Raw genomic sequence first — 16,238 nt, forward strand, 5'->3', positions numbered from 1 at the left:
GTAATTTCCTAGCTAAATAGTCTGCTAGCTGTAGAAGATCCAGCAGGGACGCCAGATTTCTCAAGATTGGCGTAGAGAACATCAAGGTGCTGACGAATGCTGATGACAGCGGCCTCACTCAAGTTGATGCCATTGTCATCCACTAAGCGGCCATGGGCAGCTTGCGCAATCTCCACGCCTTCAGAGAGCATTCTTTCAAATGCGCGCTCTTCTTGTGGCACCAAGGGAACTTCAAGCAATAAGGTCACCTGAGTTACCGATTTATTTGGATCAAAATCAGTGCTACTAAACAGCACTACGCCTTTGCTGAGATATTCATATTGGCGGCCATTACGAGATAGCTTGAAGCCACGTTGACGCATGAGTGCATCAAAGTTACCCCATGGACATGGTTCATCGAATAACACATTGATACTCAATTGAATATCGCTCTCGGCGGCCATGACATCTAACTCATTCGCACTTTCCAACATCGTGCTCACGCTCGGCATATCGATTTGTGAACCCAAAGTCTCAGCAAGCGCTTGGGCACGAGAACAAAAATCGGATAGCCCTAGAACACCGATAGCGCCTTTGCGGCTTGCCAGCTGAATAGCTAGCTGTAAATCAGAATACGTAGAGTCAGGATGGAGCTCTTCCCAGTCCTCAGCAACATCTAGATTGGCATTTAAGCCTTCACACATCCAGCGTGCGGTTGATTGCGCCCGAAGATCCGTCCAGGCATTTATTTCTTCTAGAATTTCTGAGCCGCTAATAGCCTCATCAAAGCGCAGTGTGATCACACAATCAATCCGTGGATCTATCGCAAACTTTTCTGGGGCTGAAATAGTTGTTAACGCTTCGCCGAAGCTGGGCTCAGTGCGCCCTGCATCGCCATCAGCAAAGCCTTGACCAAAGCTAGGCTCTTTTCCAAAGCGATCATCTAAAGAATACTCACTGAGCTCTTTTGCCTTGCGACGAGCGCGGGCATACTTAATATTCAAAACCGCCACTGCTATCAGAATTAATAGGCCAATAACAGCCAGCGCTAATTGCAAATCAGACAAACCCAACATCGCCATGATTTGTTCTACGTACACTTAGGCGGCCTCCACCATTGAAACAGCAGAAGAAATATCCACCGCAACAATGCGGGATACACCCTGCTCTTGCATCGTGACACCAATCAATTGATGTGCGATTTCCATAGTGATCTTGTTATGAGAGATAAACAAAAACTGTGTCTTATCTGACATTTTGGCAACTAGCTTTGCATAACGCAAGGTATTTGCGTCATCCAATGGAGCATCTACCTCATCAAGCAAGCAGAATGGGGCCGGGTTCAAAAGGAACAGTGAGAACACCAAGGCAATTGCAGTCAAAGCCTTTTCACCACCAGAGAGGAGGTAAATAGAGCTATTTTTCTTGCCAGGAGGCTGAGCCATGACCTGTACGCCAGAATCCAAAATCTCATCACCAGTCATTACCAATTCAGCATGACCACCACCAAACAACTCAGGGAAGAGCTTGCCGAAGTGGGTATTGACCTGATCAAAAGTGCCCTGCAATAAATCACGTGTCTCGGCATCGATTTTCGCGATTGCATCTGTCAGAGTCTGCATTGCTTCATTCAAGTCAGCAGACTGCGCATCCAAGAACTGCTTACGTTCACGGGAGCTTGATAGCTCATCCAAAGCAGCCATATTCACTGGGCCTAAAGACTGAATTTCAGTATTCAAGCGATTCACCTCGCTCTGCAAGGCGCCAACTTTCAAGTCAGCGCTGAAATTTGCCTCAAGTGCAGTAAGGTCAGCCTCTGCATCAGATAACAATGTGGCAAATTGCTCAAAGTTCAAACGGGCAGCCTGTTCACGCAATTGCAAATCCACCACCTTGTCACGCATTGGCTGCAGGCTGCGCTCAACTTGCATACGAGACTCATCGGCTTCACGCAATTGATGCAATAAAGCATCCTGCTCAGTACGAGCATTCGCTAAGGCAGCTTCACGTGCACTGCGCGCTAGCAATAGACCTTGTAATTTATCTTGCGCCTCTTCGTCGCTCAGAGTTTCTAGTTCTTGAGCGGCGGCATCATGCTTATCCTGAATTTCCATGATCTGAGTACGGGCAGTACTTTGATCACGTTGCAAATCAGTGATGCGCTGTTGCAATGAGCGCGTTGCAAAAGCCGCTTCTTGAGCAGCCATTTCAGCGGAACGGAGTGACTCACGCAAACGATCGCGCTCTTCAGTAGAGCGCTCTAATTTTTCTTGCGCTACTTGCAAAGCTTCTTGCAAGCCTTCTTTAGATTCTTCAGATTCAAGCAATTCAGCAGCAGACTGCTCTTGGGTCTGACTCACTTGCTCCATTTGTTGGCGTAACTCGCTTAATTCACCCTGAATCTGTGCTGCACGTTGACTGTATTGCTCTTCAGCTTGAGTCAACTGCATTCTTTCTACTTCAAAGCCGTGTGATTCTTGAACAGCATGCTCTGCATTCTCACGAGCATGTTCTGCCGCTTGGTGTGCTGCTTGATAGTTAGCAATACACTGATCTAGCTCGCCTTTGAGCTCGCTTTGCATGAGTTGTTGTGCGCGTAATTGCTTCTCGAGACTTTCCATCTCTTGAGCACGCGCCAACATACCGGCTTGCTCAGAATCAGCTGCATAGAGTTGTACGCCAACACGACTCACCAAATGACCTTGCTGGGTAACGAATGCGCCACCAGCTGGTAATTTTTCACGGCGATGCAAAGCATCTTCAAGACTGCTAGCAATGTAGATCTTGTCTAGCCACTCTTGAAGAACAGAGGTCAATCTTGCAGCGCCTGCACTTTGCACGCGACTCAATAATGGCGTGAAGTCCGCTGGAGCGGAGGTATGTGCTGGCGTAATTTCTTCGGTGAGTAAGATGGCTAAACGACATGGAGGGGCATCATTAGCCAAGGCCAATGTTTCTTGCACACTCTTTGCAGTGACAGCAGCTAAACGCTCTCGCAGCACTGATTCCAGCGCAGTTTCCCAGCCGCTCTCTACTTTGAGCTCTTGCCAGAGGCGCTTGCTCTCTTTAAGACCCTTACTTTCAAGCCAAGGTCCAATCTTCCCTTGAGCCTGAACACTTGCCTGCAGGGCAGTCAATGCCGTCAACTTGGCTTCAGTTTGAGCGAGGTCTTGGTTAGCAACTTGAATCTGTTGTTGCGCAGTATTGCGGGCTTCATCAGCAGCCGGAACGCGTTGTTGGGTTTCTACAGCGCGCTGTTTAGCTTCCTCAACTTTACGGGCAGCCATGACCTGACGATCTATTGCTGTTTGCAATGCCTCAGCATCAGGACGACGTAAGCCATCGAATTCACCAACAAGGCGAGTTTCGCGCCCCTTCAATTCATCTGACTGAGCTGACATTGAACGCAGGCGTTCACCCAAACTTGCTAAACGTTGCTCAATAGAGGCAACTGAATCACGTGCGCTATTGAGTTCACGTGAAGCGTTTTGATAAGCCTCTTCACGACTTGGCATTTGCTCTTGCAAACCATTTAAATCCGCTAAGAGTGTTTGTTCTTTTTCAGCAGCTAAAGACAACTCATGCTCAGTAGTACGTTGCGCTTGTGCCGCATCTGTTTCTTGGACAGTCCAGCGCTGTAACTGCGCTTGTAAATCCTGAGTTTGTTGCTGCAAACGTTGACGCGCTTCTTGCACATAAAGAATCTGCGCCTCAACTTGACTGACGTCAGAATTGGTTTGATATAAATCACCTTGCGCTTGAGAAACTTTATCTTGTAATGCGTACTGTTCTGTACGCATCGTTTCTAGCTCGGCCTCGACGTGGCGTAGCTTAGCGGTCTGCTCTTCCAAGCCAACTTGCGTATCGCGGATACCGTTCGCATGGCGCTCTTGTTCTTTACCAGCCTCGGTCTGACGCACAAACCAAAGCAGTTGTTGCTGAGACTTCATCTGTGTAGAAAGCTCAGCATGACGCTCAGCAACAGTCGCTTGTTTTTCTAAGCGAGTGAGTTGTTGATCAAGCTCTCGCAAGATATCTTCAACACGCGTTAAATTTTCTACAGTGTCTTCTAAACGTGAGGCCGTTTCCTTGCGACGCTCTTTATATTTAGAAACACCAGCAGCCTCTTCTAAGAACACACGCAACTCTTCTGGCTTTGCTTCCAAAATACGGTTGATCGTGCCTTGACCAATAATGGCGTAACCTCTTGGACCCATACCAGTGCCCAAGAAAATATCTTGAATATCTTTGCGACGTACTACTTGGTTATTCACGTAGTAACTAGAATTTCCATCGCGAGTTAAAACGCGTTTGATACCTAATTCTGTAAAAGCACTCCACTGACCTTGAGCGCGCCCTTCAGTGTTATCAAAAATGAGTTCAACACTAGCGCGGCCAGATGGCTTACGTAAACCAGAGCCATTAAAAATAACGTCCTGCATTGATTCGCCACGCAATTCGCTGGCACGGGATTCTCCCAAAACCCAGCGGACGGCGTCAATAATGTTCGACTTTCCGCAACCGTTAGGACCCACAACGCCAATGAGTTGGCCAGGCATTTCAAAATGGGTTGGGTCTACGAAAGACTTAAAGCCGGAAAGTTTGATGGATTTCAGTTGCACGGCGTACTTTGCAGGGAAAAAAGAGGTTCAAATAAAGGGGTAAAAATTAAAGCTAAAGTGGGAAGATGATAGCAAGCTCTTGCCTGCTTGGACGCGTTTTTGCCCCATCTATATAATGATAAATCTACCTCCCGGGACAAAATCCCTTAACAATCTGATAGTTAACTAAAAAGCATGAGCCAATCACCACAAAACATCATTGAACAAGCCTGGGAAAACCGCGCAAACCTCTCTCCAGATAGCGCCCCTGGGGATGTCCGTAATGCTGTAAATGCCGTATTAGAGGGCCTTAATGCCGGTACTATTCGCGTGGCTGAGCGCCGTGACGTCGGTAAGTGGGAAGTAAATCAATGGGTTAAGAAGGCCGTTTTGCTTTCTTTCCGCCTCGAAGACAATCAACCTATGAGTGCTGGTGGGTTTACCCAGTTCTACGACAAGGTTCCTAGCAAGTTTGAAAACTACACTGCCGCCGACTTTGCTGCTGGTGGATTCCGCGTGGTTCCCCCTGCCATGGCCCGCCGCGGCTCATTCATAGGCAAAAACGCCGTTTTAATGCCTTCCTACGTCAATATTGGCGCCTATGTCGGTGAAGGCACGATGGTCGATACCTGGGCAACCGTAGGTTCTTGCGCTCAAATTGGCAAAAACGTTCACCTTTCTGGCGGCGTTGGTATTGGCGGTGTTTTGGAGCCAATCCAAGCTGGCCCAGTGATTATTGAAGATAACTGCTTTATTGGCGCCCGCTCTGAGGTGGTTGAAGGCGTTGTGATTGAAGAAAACGCTGTTTTATCTATGGGTGTCTATATTGGCCAAAGCACCAAGATTTATGACCGCGAAACTGGCGAAGTGCACTACGGTCGCGTTCCAGCTGGCTCAGTAGTTGTTCCGGGCTCCCTTCCTTCCGCTTGCGGCAAGTACAGCTTGTATGCCGCAATCATCGTTAAGAAGGTTGATGCTCAAACCAGAGCAAAGACAGCTATTAACGAATTACTCCGCGACTAAGTTAAATCCATGAGCGCCACACTTGAGCTCACTGAAGCTCTCATCGCCTGCCATTCCGTAACCCCGGCCGATGGTGGCTGCCAAGATTTAATTGCTAAACGTCTCCAAGCGATTGGTTTTCATACCGAGAGCGTGGTGAGCGGCCCTGAAAATTTCCAGGTAACCAACTTGTGGGCGATTAAAAAAGGTATAGCTGGCGATCAAGGCAAAGTCTTGGTATTTGCAGGCCATACCGATGTAGTGCCTACTGGCCCATTAGAGAAGTGGACAAACAATCCCTTTACCCCAACCATTCGTGACGGCATGCTCTATGGTCGTGGCGCAGCGGATATGAAAACATCTCTCGCTGGTTTTGTGGTTGCTACAGAAGAGTTTGTCACTACACACCCAGATCATCAAGGCACCATTGCTTTCTTAATCACCAGCGATGAAGAAGGTCCCGCTAACGATGGCACAGTCATCATGTGCGATCGCCTACAAAAACAAGGTCAGCGTTTGGACTACTGCGTCATTGGTGAACCGACTTCAGTTGATCGGCTTGGCGACATGATTAAGAATGGTCGTCGCGGCTCTTTGTCAGGCAAGCTCAAGGTGAAAGGTATTCAGGCGCACATTGCCTACCCTCACCTCGGCAAGAATCCAATTCATCTGTCGGCACCAGCAATTTCTGCATTAGTAGAAACTGAATGGGACAAAGGTAATGAATTCTTCCAACCCACCAGTTTTCAGATCTCTAACGTGCATGCTGGCACCGGTGCTAATAACGTGATTCCTGGTGAGTTGGTGATCGACTTTAACTTCCGCTTCTCCACCGAGAGTAAGCCAGAGCAACTCCGTGAACGTCTAGAAAAGATTCTGAAGGATGCAGGTCTTGAATTCGAGATTGACTGGGTATTGGGCGGTAGCCCGTTCATTACTGGTGATGGTGATCTGGCTGGAGCATTACGCAAGGCCATCAAAGCAGAAGTCAACATTGATACAGAACTTTCCACTACTGGTGGTACCAGTGATGGCCGCTTTATCGCCAAGATTTGCAAAGAGGTTGTGGAGTTTGGCCCCCTCAATGCGACTAGTCATAAGATTGATGAGTGTGTCATCGTTGACGATGTCGTGCCACTCAAAAATATCTATCGCAAGACCCTCGAACAGTTAATCGCTTGATCGATCAATTGCGCACCCGACTTTTCTTCTAAAGAACTCCACATCATGGACCCTGAGTCTCAGCAACACCTCACAGTAAACCAGTGCATCAATCACGTTACACAAACACTCGAAGCGGCAAACTTACATTACGGCCACGGGGCAATTGATGCCCAAAGTGAAGCTTTGTGGATTGTGAGCAAACAGCTTAATCTCAGCCCCGCAGAAGCTTTGGATCACCTAGATGATGCAATCTCCGATGAGCAACAGCAAAAAGCATCCGCTATTGCCGATACCAGAATCTCGACACGCAAACCACTAGCCTACATCTTGGGTGAAGCCTGGCTCATGGGCGTGCCTTTTTTCTGCAGCGAGCAAAGTATTGTTCCGCGTTCCTGGATTGCAGAACTCATAGTTGATGGCTCGCTAGAGACCTGGTTGCCAGCTGATGGCAAAGCGCTTGATCTTTGCACTGGTAATGGCTCGCTGGCAATTCTCTTGGCTATGTCATGCCCAGATATTCATGTAAGCGCGTGTGATATCAGCATGCCTGCACTTTCTGTAGCTGCCCGTAACATAGATCGTCACAGTCTCAGCTCTCAAGTAGAGCTATTAGATGGCGATCTTTGGGATGCTTTGCCAGAACCAAATGAAGATAACCTCTTTGATCTGATCATCTGTAATCCACCATACGTGAATGCCGCCTCCATGAATGCGCTTCCTACTGAATATCACGCAGAGCCAGAGTTGGCTTTAGCTGGTGGAGAAGATGGCATGGATATCATCAGGCGCATTATTGCTTCAGCACCCGATTACCTATCTGAGCGCGGCGCTATTTTGCTCGAGATTGGTAATGAGTATGAGCATTTCAAAAAGGCTTTCCCGCAAATTCCAGCAATCTGGATGGAAGTATCCGCAGGAGAAGAGCAAGTCTTATTAATTCAAGCGGAAGACTTGCGCTAGGGAATTAACTGAGCTCGGCTGCAGCAGCAATAGCCTGGTCAATTCGCTCCACTGGAATTACTTTCAACCCCGGAATCTTGGTCTTCGGCATATTGGCTTTTGGAATGATGGCCACAGTGAAACCTAACTTAGCAGCTTCTTTCAAGCGCTCTTGACCACGAGGACAAGGACGAATCTCACCAGCCAAACCTACTTCACCAAAAACAATCAACTCTTTTGGCAATGCGCGATTTCGAATAGATGACTGAATCGCCAGAAGAACGGCTAAGTCAGCCGCCGGCTCAGAAATCTTGACGCCGCCTACTGCATTTAAGAATACATCTTGATCAAAACAAGCGACGCCAGCATGACGATGCAGTACCGCCAAAAGCATTGCCAAACGCGCTTGCTCTAAGCCAACGGCTAAACGACGGGGATTAGGCACATGCGCTGTATCTACTAAAGCCTGAATCTCTACCAATAAAGGTCTACTGCCCTCTTGTGTAACCAATACACAAGCGCCCGGAACCATTTGCTCATGTTGTGACAGAAAAATGGCTGATGGATTCGTTACGCCGCGCAGACCTTTTTCGGTCATCGCAAATACGCCCAACTCATTGACAGCACCAAAACGGTTCTTGATCGAACGCACTAAGCGGAAAGAGGAATGGGTATCACCCTCAAAATACAAAACGGTATCGACAATGTGCTCTAAGACCCTAGGACCAGCAAGATGACCATCCTTGGTAACGTGCCCGACCATCAGCACACAGATACCACTTGATTTAGCGGCCCTAGTGAGCTGCGCTGCACACTCACGAACCTGTGCAACAGAGCCAGGAGCCGAACTTAACACCTCTGAATACAAAGTCTGAATCGAATCCACTACCAATACTTGCGGCTTCACGGTATCCATAATCGATATCAGTTTTTCCAGCTGAATCTCCGCTAACACTTCAAGCTGAGGTGCATCTAAAGCAATACGCTTTGCACGCAGAGCAATCTGCGCAGCGGATTCTTCTCCACTGCTATAAAGCACATTCATGCCCGCAGAACTCATCTCTGCTAATGCCTGGAGTAGCAAGGTAGATTTACCAATACCAGGATCGCCACCCAAAAGTACCACGCCACCAGGAACCAAGCCACCACCTAGTACACGATCAAACTCTTCAACGCCTGTGCTAAATCTTGGCAAGTCTTCAGCGCTAATAGCGGATAACTTTTGTCTTGGCAGTGATTGCGCCAAGCCCTGAAAGCGTGCATTGGATGTCGTCTCAGGCAAACCCTCTTCCAAGGTATTCCAAGCCTGACAAGATGGGCACTGGCCCTGCCACTTAGCAGAGGTACCGCCACAAGATTGGCAAATGTAAATCGTTTTGACTTTAGCCAAGGATTGCCTGATTCAATAAAAAGTAAATTGAGGGAAAAATTAATCGAGCTGGGTGCCCGCTTTATTTTCTTGTGCACGCTTAGGGGCATCTTTACGACGTTGCTCTAAGTCAGCAGCTCTTGCTGCAGCATCTTTTTGCTTTTGCTCAAACTCGCGTTGATTAGCTGTTCGTTCAGCCGCTTTTTCGGGCGAGGCCCTCTCAGCAGCACGCTTAGCGTCTTCTTGAGTCTTTAAACTTTCACGAAGCTTACGCTGCACTTCATGCAAAGCCACCTCTTGCTCGCGTATCGGATCGATTTCCTTGCGATAGTCTGCGCGAGCGCTTCTCAAGCAAGAATTGATCCAGTAATTCTGATAGCAATCAGAGGATGCTTTGCCCCAGCGATATTTAGCCCAGTCACGCTGCAACTCAAGGTCTTGCTCAATCTTATTCAATTGATCAAGGTCAGCCTCTTCTGCAGGAGTTGCCAATACAACCCCACCTAACGTAGACGCCAACAAAAATATTGAAGTCAATAATTTTGATTGGAGCAAAAGACTCTTTCTCAAATCTCGACCTTTGCACCCAACTCAACCAAGCGATTTGCAGGAATCTTAAAGAAGTCTGACTGACGTCCAGCATTTTGATACATCCAAGCAAATAGACGTTCACGCCAGATTGCCATACCTGGCAATGTAGTGGGAACAATAGTATCCCTTGAGAGAAAGAATGAGGTGTTCATTAAATCAAATTTCAGATCAAACTGACTCTCAAGCAAAGCCAAAATTTGATTGGTATCAGGAGTCTCTTTGAATCCATAAACTGCACGCACTACATAAATATTGGGGCCAAGCTCTTTTAAAGTAAGTCTTTGGTCATCACTTACATAGGGCACATCCCAGATACTGCACTTTAAGAAAAAGACACGATCATGAAGTATATGGTTATGTTTAAGGTTATGCAAAAAAGAAACAGGCAAGTAATCTACATGGGCAGTGAGAAAGATAGCAGTACCTTCTACTCTGTGCGGTGGGTTTAGCAATAAAGAAGTGATAAAAGTATCTAGCCGAATTCCGTCATTCAAAACACGTTCGCGAACAATTTGACGACCTTGGTACCAAGTCATCATTAGCAAGAAGCAAATCGAAGCAATCACTACTGGGAACCAACCACCTTCAAATAACTTGACCAGGTTTGCGGTGAAGAAGCCGACATCAATAACTAAGAAGCAGCTAATGATGATGGCTACAAGAATAGAATTCCACTTCCATAAAGCCTTCATCACCACTGCAGCCAACAAAGTTGTTAAGAGCATTGTGGTTGAAACAGCAACGCCGTATGCATTAGCTAAGTTTTCAGACTTCTTGAAAGCTAAAACAATTCCAATCACAACAAAGCAAAGCACCCAATTGATAAAAGGAACATAGATCTGCCCTTTCTCCTTGGCCGAAGTAAATGCGATTTTCATGCGGGGCAAAAAGCCGAGCAAAATAGCTTCGCTAGTCATTGAGTAAGCACCGGAGATACAAGCCTGAGAAGCGATTACCGTTGCCAGGGTAGCCAATACCACTAAAGCAAATGTATATGATTCAGGCACCATCAAAAAGAAGGGGTTTGAGACCGTTTCTGGATGAGCCAGGAGCATTGCTCCTTGCCCAAAATAATTAATCAATAAACAAGGCATTACCAATAAAAACCAGGCGTATTTAATCGGACGTATTCCAAAATGCCCCATATCTGCATACAAAGCTTCGGCACCAGTAAGAACCAAAAAGATGGAGCCTGTCACTGCAAATGCGATGCCCGCATCCTGAGTCATAAATTGAAGAGCGTGAATAGGATTCAAGGCGCCAATAATTTGCGGTGCATCTTGAATTTGGTTGAAGCCCATTAAAGCTAAAGATCCAAACCACACCAACATAACAGGTCCAAAGAGTGCACCAACTACTGAAGTACCTTTTTTCTCAAACAAAAATAAGCACAACAAAATTCCAATCGTAATTGGAATAACGTACGGGATAAAGCTATCAGACACAACTGTAGTGCCCTCGATGGCAGAGAGCACTGAAATAGCAGGAGTAATAACAGCATCGCCATAAAACAAACAGGCACCCAAAACCCCCACAACCATAATAACGATGGAACGCTTAGATTTCGTTTTAGCAGTGCGCAAAGCAAGAGCCATCAAAGACAGAATGCCGCCTTCACCATGGTTATTTGCTCGCATGACAAACAATAGATACTTGAGCGATACCACCAAAATGAATGACCAAAAAATCATAGAAATGACGCCAAATATAGATTCAGTGGTCATCGGAATGCCATTTTGCGGATCAAAGCAAACCTTTAAAGCATAAAGTGGACTAGTGCCAATATCGCCAAAGACAATACCAATTGCGCCCAGCGCTAATGTCGCTAGGCCACCCTTTTGATGATGATCTTGACCCTGGATTTCAACCGGACGCAATATCTCTGAGTGCGAAAATTCGGGATTGCTAACTGACATGAATCATCCTTTTATAGGCCAAATGTTCAACTTAATGCGTGGCGATATGTTACTCCTTAACGATACCCATCAAATCCAGACTTTCCTTAATAAAACTGCTCATTTATGCGTTATTTACAGGAATACCTCGACAGAGGCCCCCAAAAAATGGTAGAATTTCAGCTTCAGACGCGGGGTGGAGCAGTCTGGCAGCTCGTCGGGCTCATAACCCGAAGGTCGTAGGTTCAAATCCTGCCCCCGCAACCAGTATTTATAAGGCTTTCAGGTCAATCGGCTTGAAAGTCTTTTTACTTTTCTAAGCCCTCGTAGGCGTATCGTAGGCATTTTGTGGGAATATCACCCGCCTAATTCCTTCTTTTTAGCTTCCCTAGCCTTTGCAGACAATCTCATTTTTTCCAATGTTTCAGGAGAATGCTTTCTTCCAGTCATTCCTAGCGTTTTTATGCCCGCTCTAGCCTTTTTTGTTGATTCCCTAATCTTGGCTTTTTGCTCTTCGGGCATCACATAACCTTTGTGAGAAGAACTCAAATTAGCTATATGGTCATCCGAGAAAGATCTGCCCCTACCGCCTTCACCATTTATGTTCCCCCTCATGGCTTGGCTCATCTTTTGCTTTGTTTCTTCAGGGCGCTTACGACCAGTATGTAGTCTGCTAGTAAATGCCTTTCTTTCGGGAGAATTTTGAAGTTTCTTTTGAATTTCGCTTAATTTTTTGCGAGTTTCCTCTGAGGGGAAAAATCCAACTGTTCCCTCGCCACCCTCAGTCATATTTACTAAATTTACACCCAGCCCTTTGAAATATGAAATAAGTTCAACTTCATGCTTCTTTGCTTCTTCGGAAGTATTCCAGTAAGCAAGTATTTCAACCTCATAGCCATATTTATTGACTACATTGTGCCAATACTTATTTCGACCTTTGGTGCTGTGGGCACGATCATATTTTGCAGAACCTTGTCCAATATAAAAAATTGAGCCGTCAGGTTTTTTATGTGCGTAAGTGTAGAAGTTCATTTCAACTTACCCGACATCTTATTTCTCATCTCAAACTCCATCGCCTGAGCAAACTCCTCTAGCTGTTTGGCTTTAGCCTTTTGCATCTCGATCACCTGCTTACCAGTCACCACTTGGCTAGTGGCTAATAGGCTCTCTAACGATGGCTTAGTCTTCTTTTGTAGATCCGTCATTGGCAATTCGATACTTTTCAAGCCACTCCCTTTGAGGTTTAGAGGGTCTTCCCCTTGAGTGACCATTTTGGCTAAATGATTTATCAGAGAAGTTCTCACGATAAAAAGCGGTTAATTCGTCATGGGGGTATAGATACCACTCGCCCGCTTCTTTATCCTCAAACATAATGTAAAGATCTTTGCCTTCGTACTCGGGGCTAGTGGTCAGCCTACCTTTTAACTGCACCTTCAGCCAATCGCCATCCTTGTGCTGTGCTAAAAAGTCAGCACCAAGCCAGTCATATTTCAATAGGTTGGTAATGAAGCCATAATCAGCAAGAATGGCTGAAGCCTTTTGAAAGTTGTAAGTTTCTTGAAGTTTGGCGGGCAAGTCTTTGTAAGCGACCTTTCCGTATTTATTTAAAAGCATCAAAAGTCATCCTCAGGGAATCGTTCACGGCTTAATTGCTCCATGAGTTCGGTCTTGCTAGGTGATCCCCTTCTTGGGCGATTAGTGCCGTATTTAGCCCAATGCGCTTGATCTTCTAGGATTTGCTTTTGCTCTGCCTTATGGTCTTCGTCTAGGCTGGTTAGCCGTTGTGTGCTTACCTTAGAGAAGAATTGGACATCCGACATTTTTATTGAATCGACTTAGGGCGATATTCATAAATTACTGTAAGCGTGCCAGCAGGCTTAACGAGAAGCATAAAGAGAAGTGCTATCCCACCAATAACAATAAGACATAGCATAAGAGCCACAAAAAAATTCAGTGGACTATAAGAGCCGTCTGCCCACGATGTCGAGATGGGGTAATAACCCTCTTTCGCCATTACAACAGCATGAGCTTCAAATTCTTCAGGTGCTTTTTCAGAATCTCCGTAGTAATTCTTGACAATTGTGCTTGGCTTGGTTTCCATGTCTGCCTTAATTATTAAAGTCAATTCTAAACTTGAATAACCTAATCATAACTCACCGCCTTAAAGATGGATGCGAGAAATAACATTAACTAGCACAATCAAAATAATGATTGAAGCTATCCTATTCTTTCCAATCCAATCAGCAATAAATGAATAAAGTTTATATATCGGCTCTAACTCGAAGGGCATTTCGTTTTTTTGTGATGATGTCTTTGAATACTTCTTGCCGTGAGTAATGGTTTTCTCAACATGCAAACAATTAACATAAACATGCATGGTCATAAGACAGTCGTTTAGTGACCTATGTGCCCCATCTGTATCGATTCCAAAGGCTTTAGCGATAGTAACTAGTTTGTAGTTTTGAACACCTCTAAGCTTTTTCCTTGCCAGCTCTAGGGCGCACTCTGTTCTGAACCAACTAGGCAATTCAACCTTAGCTCGCCTAGAGCAACTACGAATAAACTTTTCGTCAAACTCTGCGTTATAGGCAATAAGGTTTCTACCATAAACGAATTTAAAAAAATCTTTAAGTGCAACATCCAAGGGGTCGCCATTTGTAACCATGCTGTCAGTTATTGATGTAATTTTTGTAATTTCAGCAGGAATTGGCTCATCCTGCTTTACAAAGACCTGAAATGTATCTACTTGCCCAGTTTTAAGGTAATCAATCTTGGTAAACCGTATTGCACCAATTTCCAGAATTGTAGATTTGCTCGGTAACAACCCCGTTGTTTCTAAATCAAAAACAACAAACTCATCAGGCACTCTATCCCAATTAATGGCTTGCTTAGGCATTGAAAACCCACCCCCTAGATTACTCACCACACTTAAATGGAATAGTTTGCGAAATTGAGCTTGGAGAAAATCCTTTGCCAACTAACTTTGCCGTAATTGTGATTTCCTTACAACCTGTATTTGGCACTATGAATGGCATATAAAATTTTCTGTCGCTATCAAAAATCCAAAATTTTCTTGTTTCATTAATTATTGTCTTTTGATCTTCATCAGTAATCACCACATTAACCTTCGCACTGCTACCTTCACCTGAAACCTCAACGACAACTAATGTTGAATTAGAACCTTCACCAGCATCGCCTTCTCCTATAACCGTATTCCAAAGAACTAAATGTTTCTTGGTCAAAAGATTGCCCGATATCCCGCCAGTATGGTCATAAAATAAATATGCCTGCACCGCTTCAATCTTTGCGACACCTTGATAGCCAATTGGCTCTGGCTTTAGATCAAAGGAAATACTCTCTAATTTTTCTTTTAATACGCTAGCAAGAAATTTTTCATAAACAATACCAACCGAAGCACCAATTACGAGAGCTCCAGCTAGAGCCAGAAGATTCTTTTTATTCAATTACCGCTCCTATGTCAAATTTGTTAATGAAATAGCTTATTAAAGACCTTTAATTTCTAATCCTTATGAAATCAAATTGACCAGCCGATTTCTCAAACATAACTTTTTTAGTTGTCTTATCTTTAATTTTTATATTGAGCAGGAATGTATTGTTTGAATTCTGAGCATTGATGATGAATGAACTACCTAAGGGCACATTCATCAAAGCACCTGAATTCATTAAGTCTTGATACTGATACAACTTATAAAAGTTCCCGCTTCTAATTTCCAATGTTGTATTGAATGACCCATATACCCCGCCCTGCTTCATAAAACAAATAAAGATGGGCTGATAGCCACAACTAATTTCCGCTTCATAGGCGCTTGAATTTGAATTACTTGGCTGAGATGATCTTGATATTGAATTATTGTTAGCAGAAATATAATCGAATTGACCGGCTGATTTTTTATAGGCAACGGCATTTGATTGTCGATCCAAGATCTCCAAATTCATTGTCATTTCTTTACTAGCGTTTTGCATCTTAATTTGAAATGTAGGTCGCAATAAGACAGTCAGCCCACCATTTGAGCCCATAGAATTTGCAATATTCAAATTAGTGAATTGAGCCATAGAGTAGTCTTGACCACTTCTTACCTCTATGTTCGTTGTTAAATTTCCATTTTGCATGCAAGCCATAAGTGGCAATTGATTACTGCCATAAGAGCAAGAGATTTTTGCTTGATATGGAAATTCTTTGATTGGTCTTCCAGCAAAGAATTGTCTATCCTTATCATCGTTAATCCTTTGGTCTTGCACTTTTTGTTCATTCTTTTTCTGATAAAACAAATCTGCAGTTTCTGCTGTTAAGTCTTTATCTCCGATTTCTACTGGTTTAGGTAGATAGACACTTTTTTCAAAAAAGCCGATCTTTTTTACTTCAAGATTTGACCCTGAATTTCTCCAACACAAGTTATCAGTTTTTTGAAGTCCAGTCCAAATAAGTCTTCCGACAAACCATTCTCCATTGCAGTCATCTGATTTTTGGTCAGTTATTTCATACGTATAACTTCCCCCACCCATCAAATTTGAAAAAGTTTCACCATTTGAAGTTAAAAGCACCCTAGCTACAACATTCATATTGATAAAAATCATCAAAAGACATAGAGCATATTTTGTGCGGGAGATTTTTAGGTTCATTGTGATCTTTATTTGCGGAAATTTATTACTAATAATTCGTACTATAGTACGAAGACT

At 44.7% G+C, this 16,238-nt stretch carries 16 protein-coding genes and 1 tRNA gene; 4 read left to right on the forward strand and 13 right to left on the reverse strand.

All coding sequences use genetic code 11. The features are described from left to right. Positions 1-8: 8 nt before the first annotated feature. On the reverse strand, positions 9-1,079 hold the full coding sequence (locus tag VC182_RS01140) for a cell division protein ZipA C-terminal FtsZ-binding domain-containing protein (protein WP_323484228.1): 1,071 nt from the start codon (positions 1,077-1,079) through the stop codon (positions 9-11). Next, positions 1,080-4,601 carry a chromosome segregation protein SMC gene (gene smc / locus VC182_RS01145; protein ID WP_323484229.1) on the reverse strand — a complete coding sequence of 1,174 codons (3,522 nt, stop codon included), beginning with the start codon at positions 4,599-4,601 and terminating at the stop codon, positions 1,080-1,082. It abuts the gene before it with no gap. A 174-nt stretch (positions 4,602-4,775) separates the two neighbouring features. Here smc and dapD point away from each other — a divergent pair, with 174 nt between their 5' ends. Genes dapD through prmB form a run of 3 tightly spaced genes read left to right on the forward strand, consistent with a single transcriptional unit; the run spans position 4,776 to position 7,706 of the window. Next, positions 4,776-5,603 carry a 2,3,4,5-tetrahydropyridine-2,6-dicarboxylate N-succinyltransferase gene (dapD, locus tag VC182_RS01150; protein WP_072583047.1) on the forward strand — a complete coding sequence of 276 codons (828 nt, stop codon included), beginning with the start codon at positions 4,776-4,778 and terminating at the stop codon, positions 5,601-5,603. Between the two features lie 9 nt (positions 5,604-5,612). Then, positions 5,613-6,764 carry a succinyl-diaminopimelate desuccinylase gene (dapE, locus tag VC182_RS01155; RefSeq protein ID WP_323484230.1) on the forward strand — a complete coding sequence of 384 codons (1,152 nt, stop codon included), beginning with the start codon at positions 5,613-5,615 and terminating at the stop codon, positions 6,762-6,764. Between the two features lie 45 nt (positions 6,765-6,809). Beyond that, entirely contained in the window at positions 6,810-7,706 is an 897-nt protein-coding gene (gene prmB, locus VC182_RS01160) for a 50S ribosomal protein L3 N(5)-glutamine methyltransferase (protein ID WP_216122706.1), read from the forward strand. 4 nt (positions 7,707-7,710) lie between these two features. Here the strand turns inward: prmB and radA are convergent, their stop codons facing one another. Genes radA through VC182_RS01175 form a run of 3 tightly spaced genes read right to left on the reverse strand, consistent with a single transcriptional unit; the run spans position 7,711 to position 11,561 of the window. Further along, the gene (gene radA, locus VC182_RS01165) at positions 7,711-9,075 is read right to left on the reverse strand and encodes a DNA repair protein RadA (protein WP_072583050.1); all 1,365 of its coding nucleotides are present in this window, start codon (positions 9,073-9,075) and stop codon (positions 7,711-7,713) included. Positions 9,076-9,114: 39 nt separating this feature from the next. Continuing rightward, positions 9,115-9,573 carry a hypothetical protein gene (locus tag VC182_RS01170; protein ID WP_323484231.1) on the reverse strand — a complete coding sequence of 153 codons (459 nt, stop codon included), beginning with the start codon at positions 9,571-9,573 and terminating at the stop codon, positions 9,115-9,117. A 47-nt stretch (positions 9,574-9,620) separates the two neighbouring features. After that, positions 9,621-11,561, reverse strand: coding sequence for a potassium transporter Kup (locus tag VC182_RS01175; protein ID WP_216122709.1), 1,941 nt, complete (start codon positions 11,559-11,561; stop codon positions 9,621-9,623). Positions 11,562-11,730: 169 nt separating this feature from the next. On the opposite strand from VC182_RS01175, the gene VC182_RS01180 reads away from it, so the two are divergent. Continuing rightward, positions 11,731-11,807, forward strand: a tRNA-Met gene (locus tag VC182_RS01180). Between the two features lie 90 nt (positions 11,808-11,897). Here VC182_RS01180 and VC182_RS01185 read toward each other — a convergent pair. From VC182_RS01185 to VC182_RS01220, 8 genes are read right to left on the reverse strand one after another with little or no spacing between them, the layout of a single operon-like run. Further along, positions 11,898-12,572 carry an NUMOD3 domain-containing DNA-binding protein gene (locus tag VC182_RS01185; protein ID WP_323484232.1) on the reverse strand — a complete coding sequence of 225 codons (675 nt, stop codon included), beginning with the start codon at positions 12,570-12,572 and terminating at the stop codon, positions 11,898-11,900. Beyond that, positions 12,569-12,745 (reverse strand): hypothetical protein, encoded by a 177-nt coding sequence (locus VC182_RS01190; RefSeq protein WP_216226972.1) that lies wholly within the window; start codon positions 12,743-12,745, stop codon positions 12,569-12,571. Before VC182_RS01190 ends, VC182_RS01185 begins: the two co-directional genes overlap by 4 nt. Further along, entirely contained in the window at positions 12,720-13,154 is a 435-nt protein-coding gene (locus tag VC182_RS01195) for a hypothetical protein (protein WP_216226973.1), read from the reverse strand. The genes VC182_RS01190 and VC182_RS01195 overlap by 26 nt, the downstream gene beginning before the upstream one ends. Beyond that, positions 13,154-13,360: a hypothetical protein gene (locus VC182_RS01200; protein ID WP_216226974.1), complete on the reverse strand. Its 207-nt coding sequence runs from the start codon at positions 13,358-13,360 to the stop codon at positions 13,154-13,156. The genes VC182_RS01195 and VC182_RS01200 overlap by 1 nt, the downstream gene beginning before the upstream one ends. Before the next feature lie 2 nt (positions 13,361-13,362). Next, positions 13,363-13,641, reverse strand: coding sequence for a hypothetical protein (locus VC182_RS01205; RefSeq protein ID WP_216226975.1), 279 nt, complete (start codon positions 13,639-13,641; stop codon positions 13,363-13,365). A 60-nt stretch (positions 13,642-13,701) separates the two neighbouring features. Next, entirely contained in the window at positions 13,702-14,436 is a 735-nt protein-coding gene (locus VC182_RS01210) for a 3'-5' exonuclease (RefSeq protein WP_323484233.1), read from the reverse strand. Positions 14,437-14,455: 19 nt separating this feature from the next. Continuing rightward, positions 14,456-15,004, reverse strand: a complete 549-nt coding sequence (locus tag VC182_RS01215) for a hypothetical protein (RefSeq protein WP_323484234.1) — start codon at positions 15,002-15,004, stop codon at positions 14,456-14,458. A 49-nt stretch (positions 15,005-15,053) separates the two neighbouring features. Beyond that, entirely contained in the window at positions 15,054-16,181 is a 1,128-nt protein-coding gene (locus VC182_RS01220; protein WP_323484235.1) for a hypothetical protein, read from the reverse strand. Between the last annotated feature and the right edge of the window lie 57 nt (positions 16,182-16,238).

The organism is Polynucleobacter sp. AP-Nickl1-40-C4, from assembly GCF_035012665.1.
Lineage (GTDB): Bacteria > Pseudomonadota > Gammaproteobacteria > Burkholderiales > Burkholderiaceae > Polynucleobacter.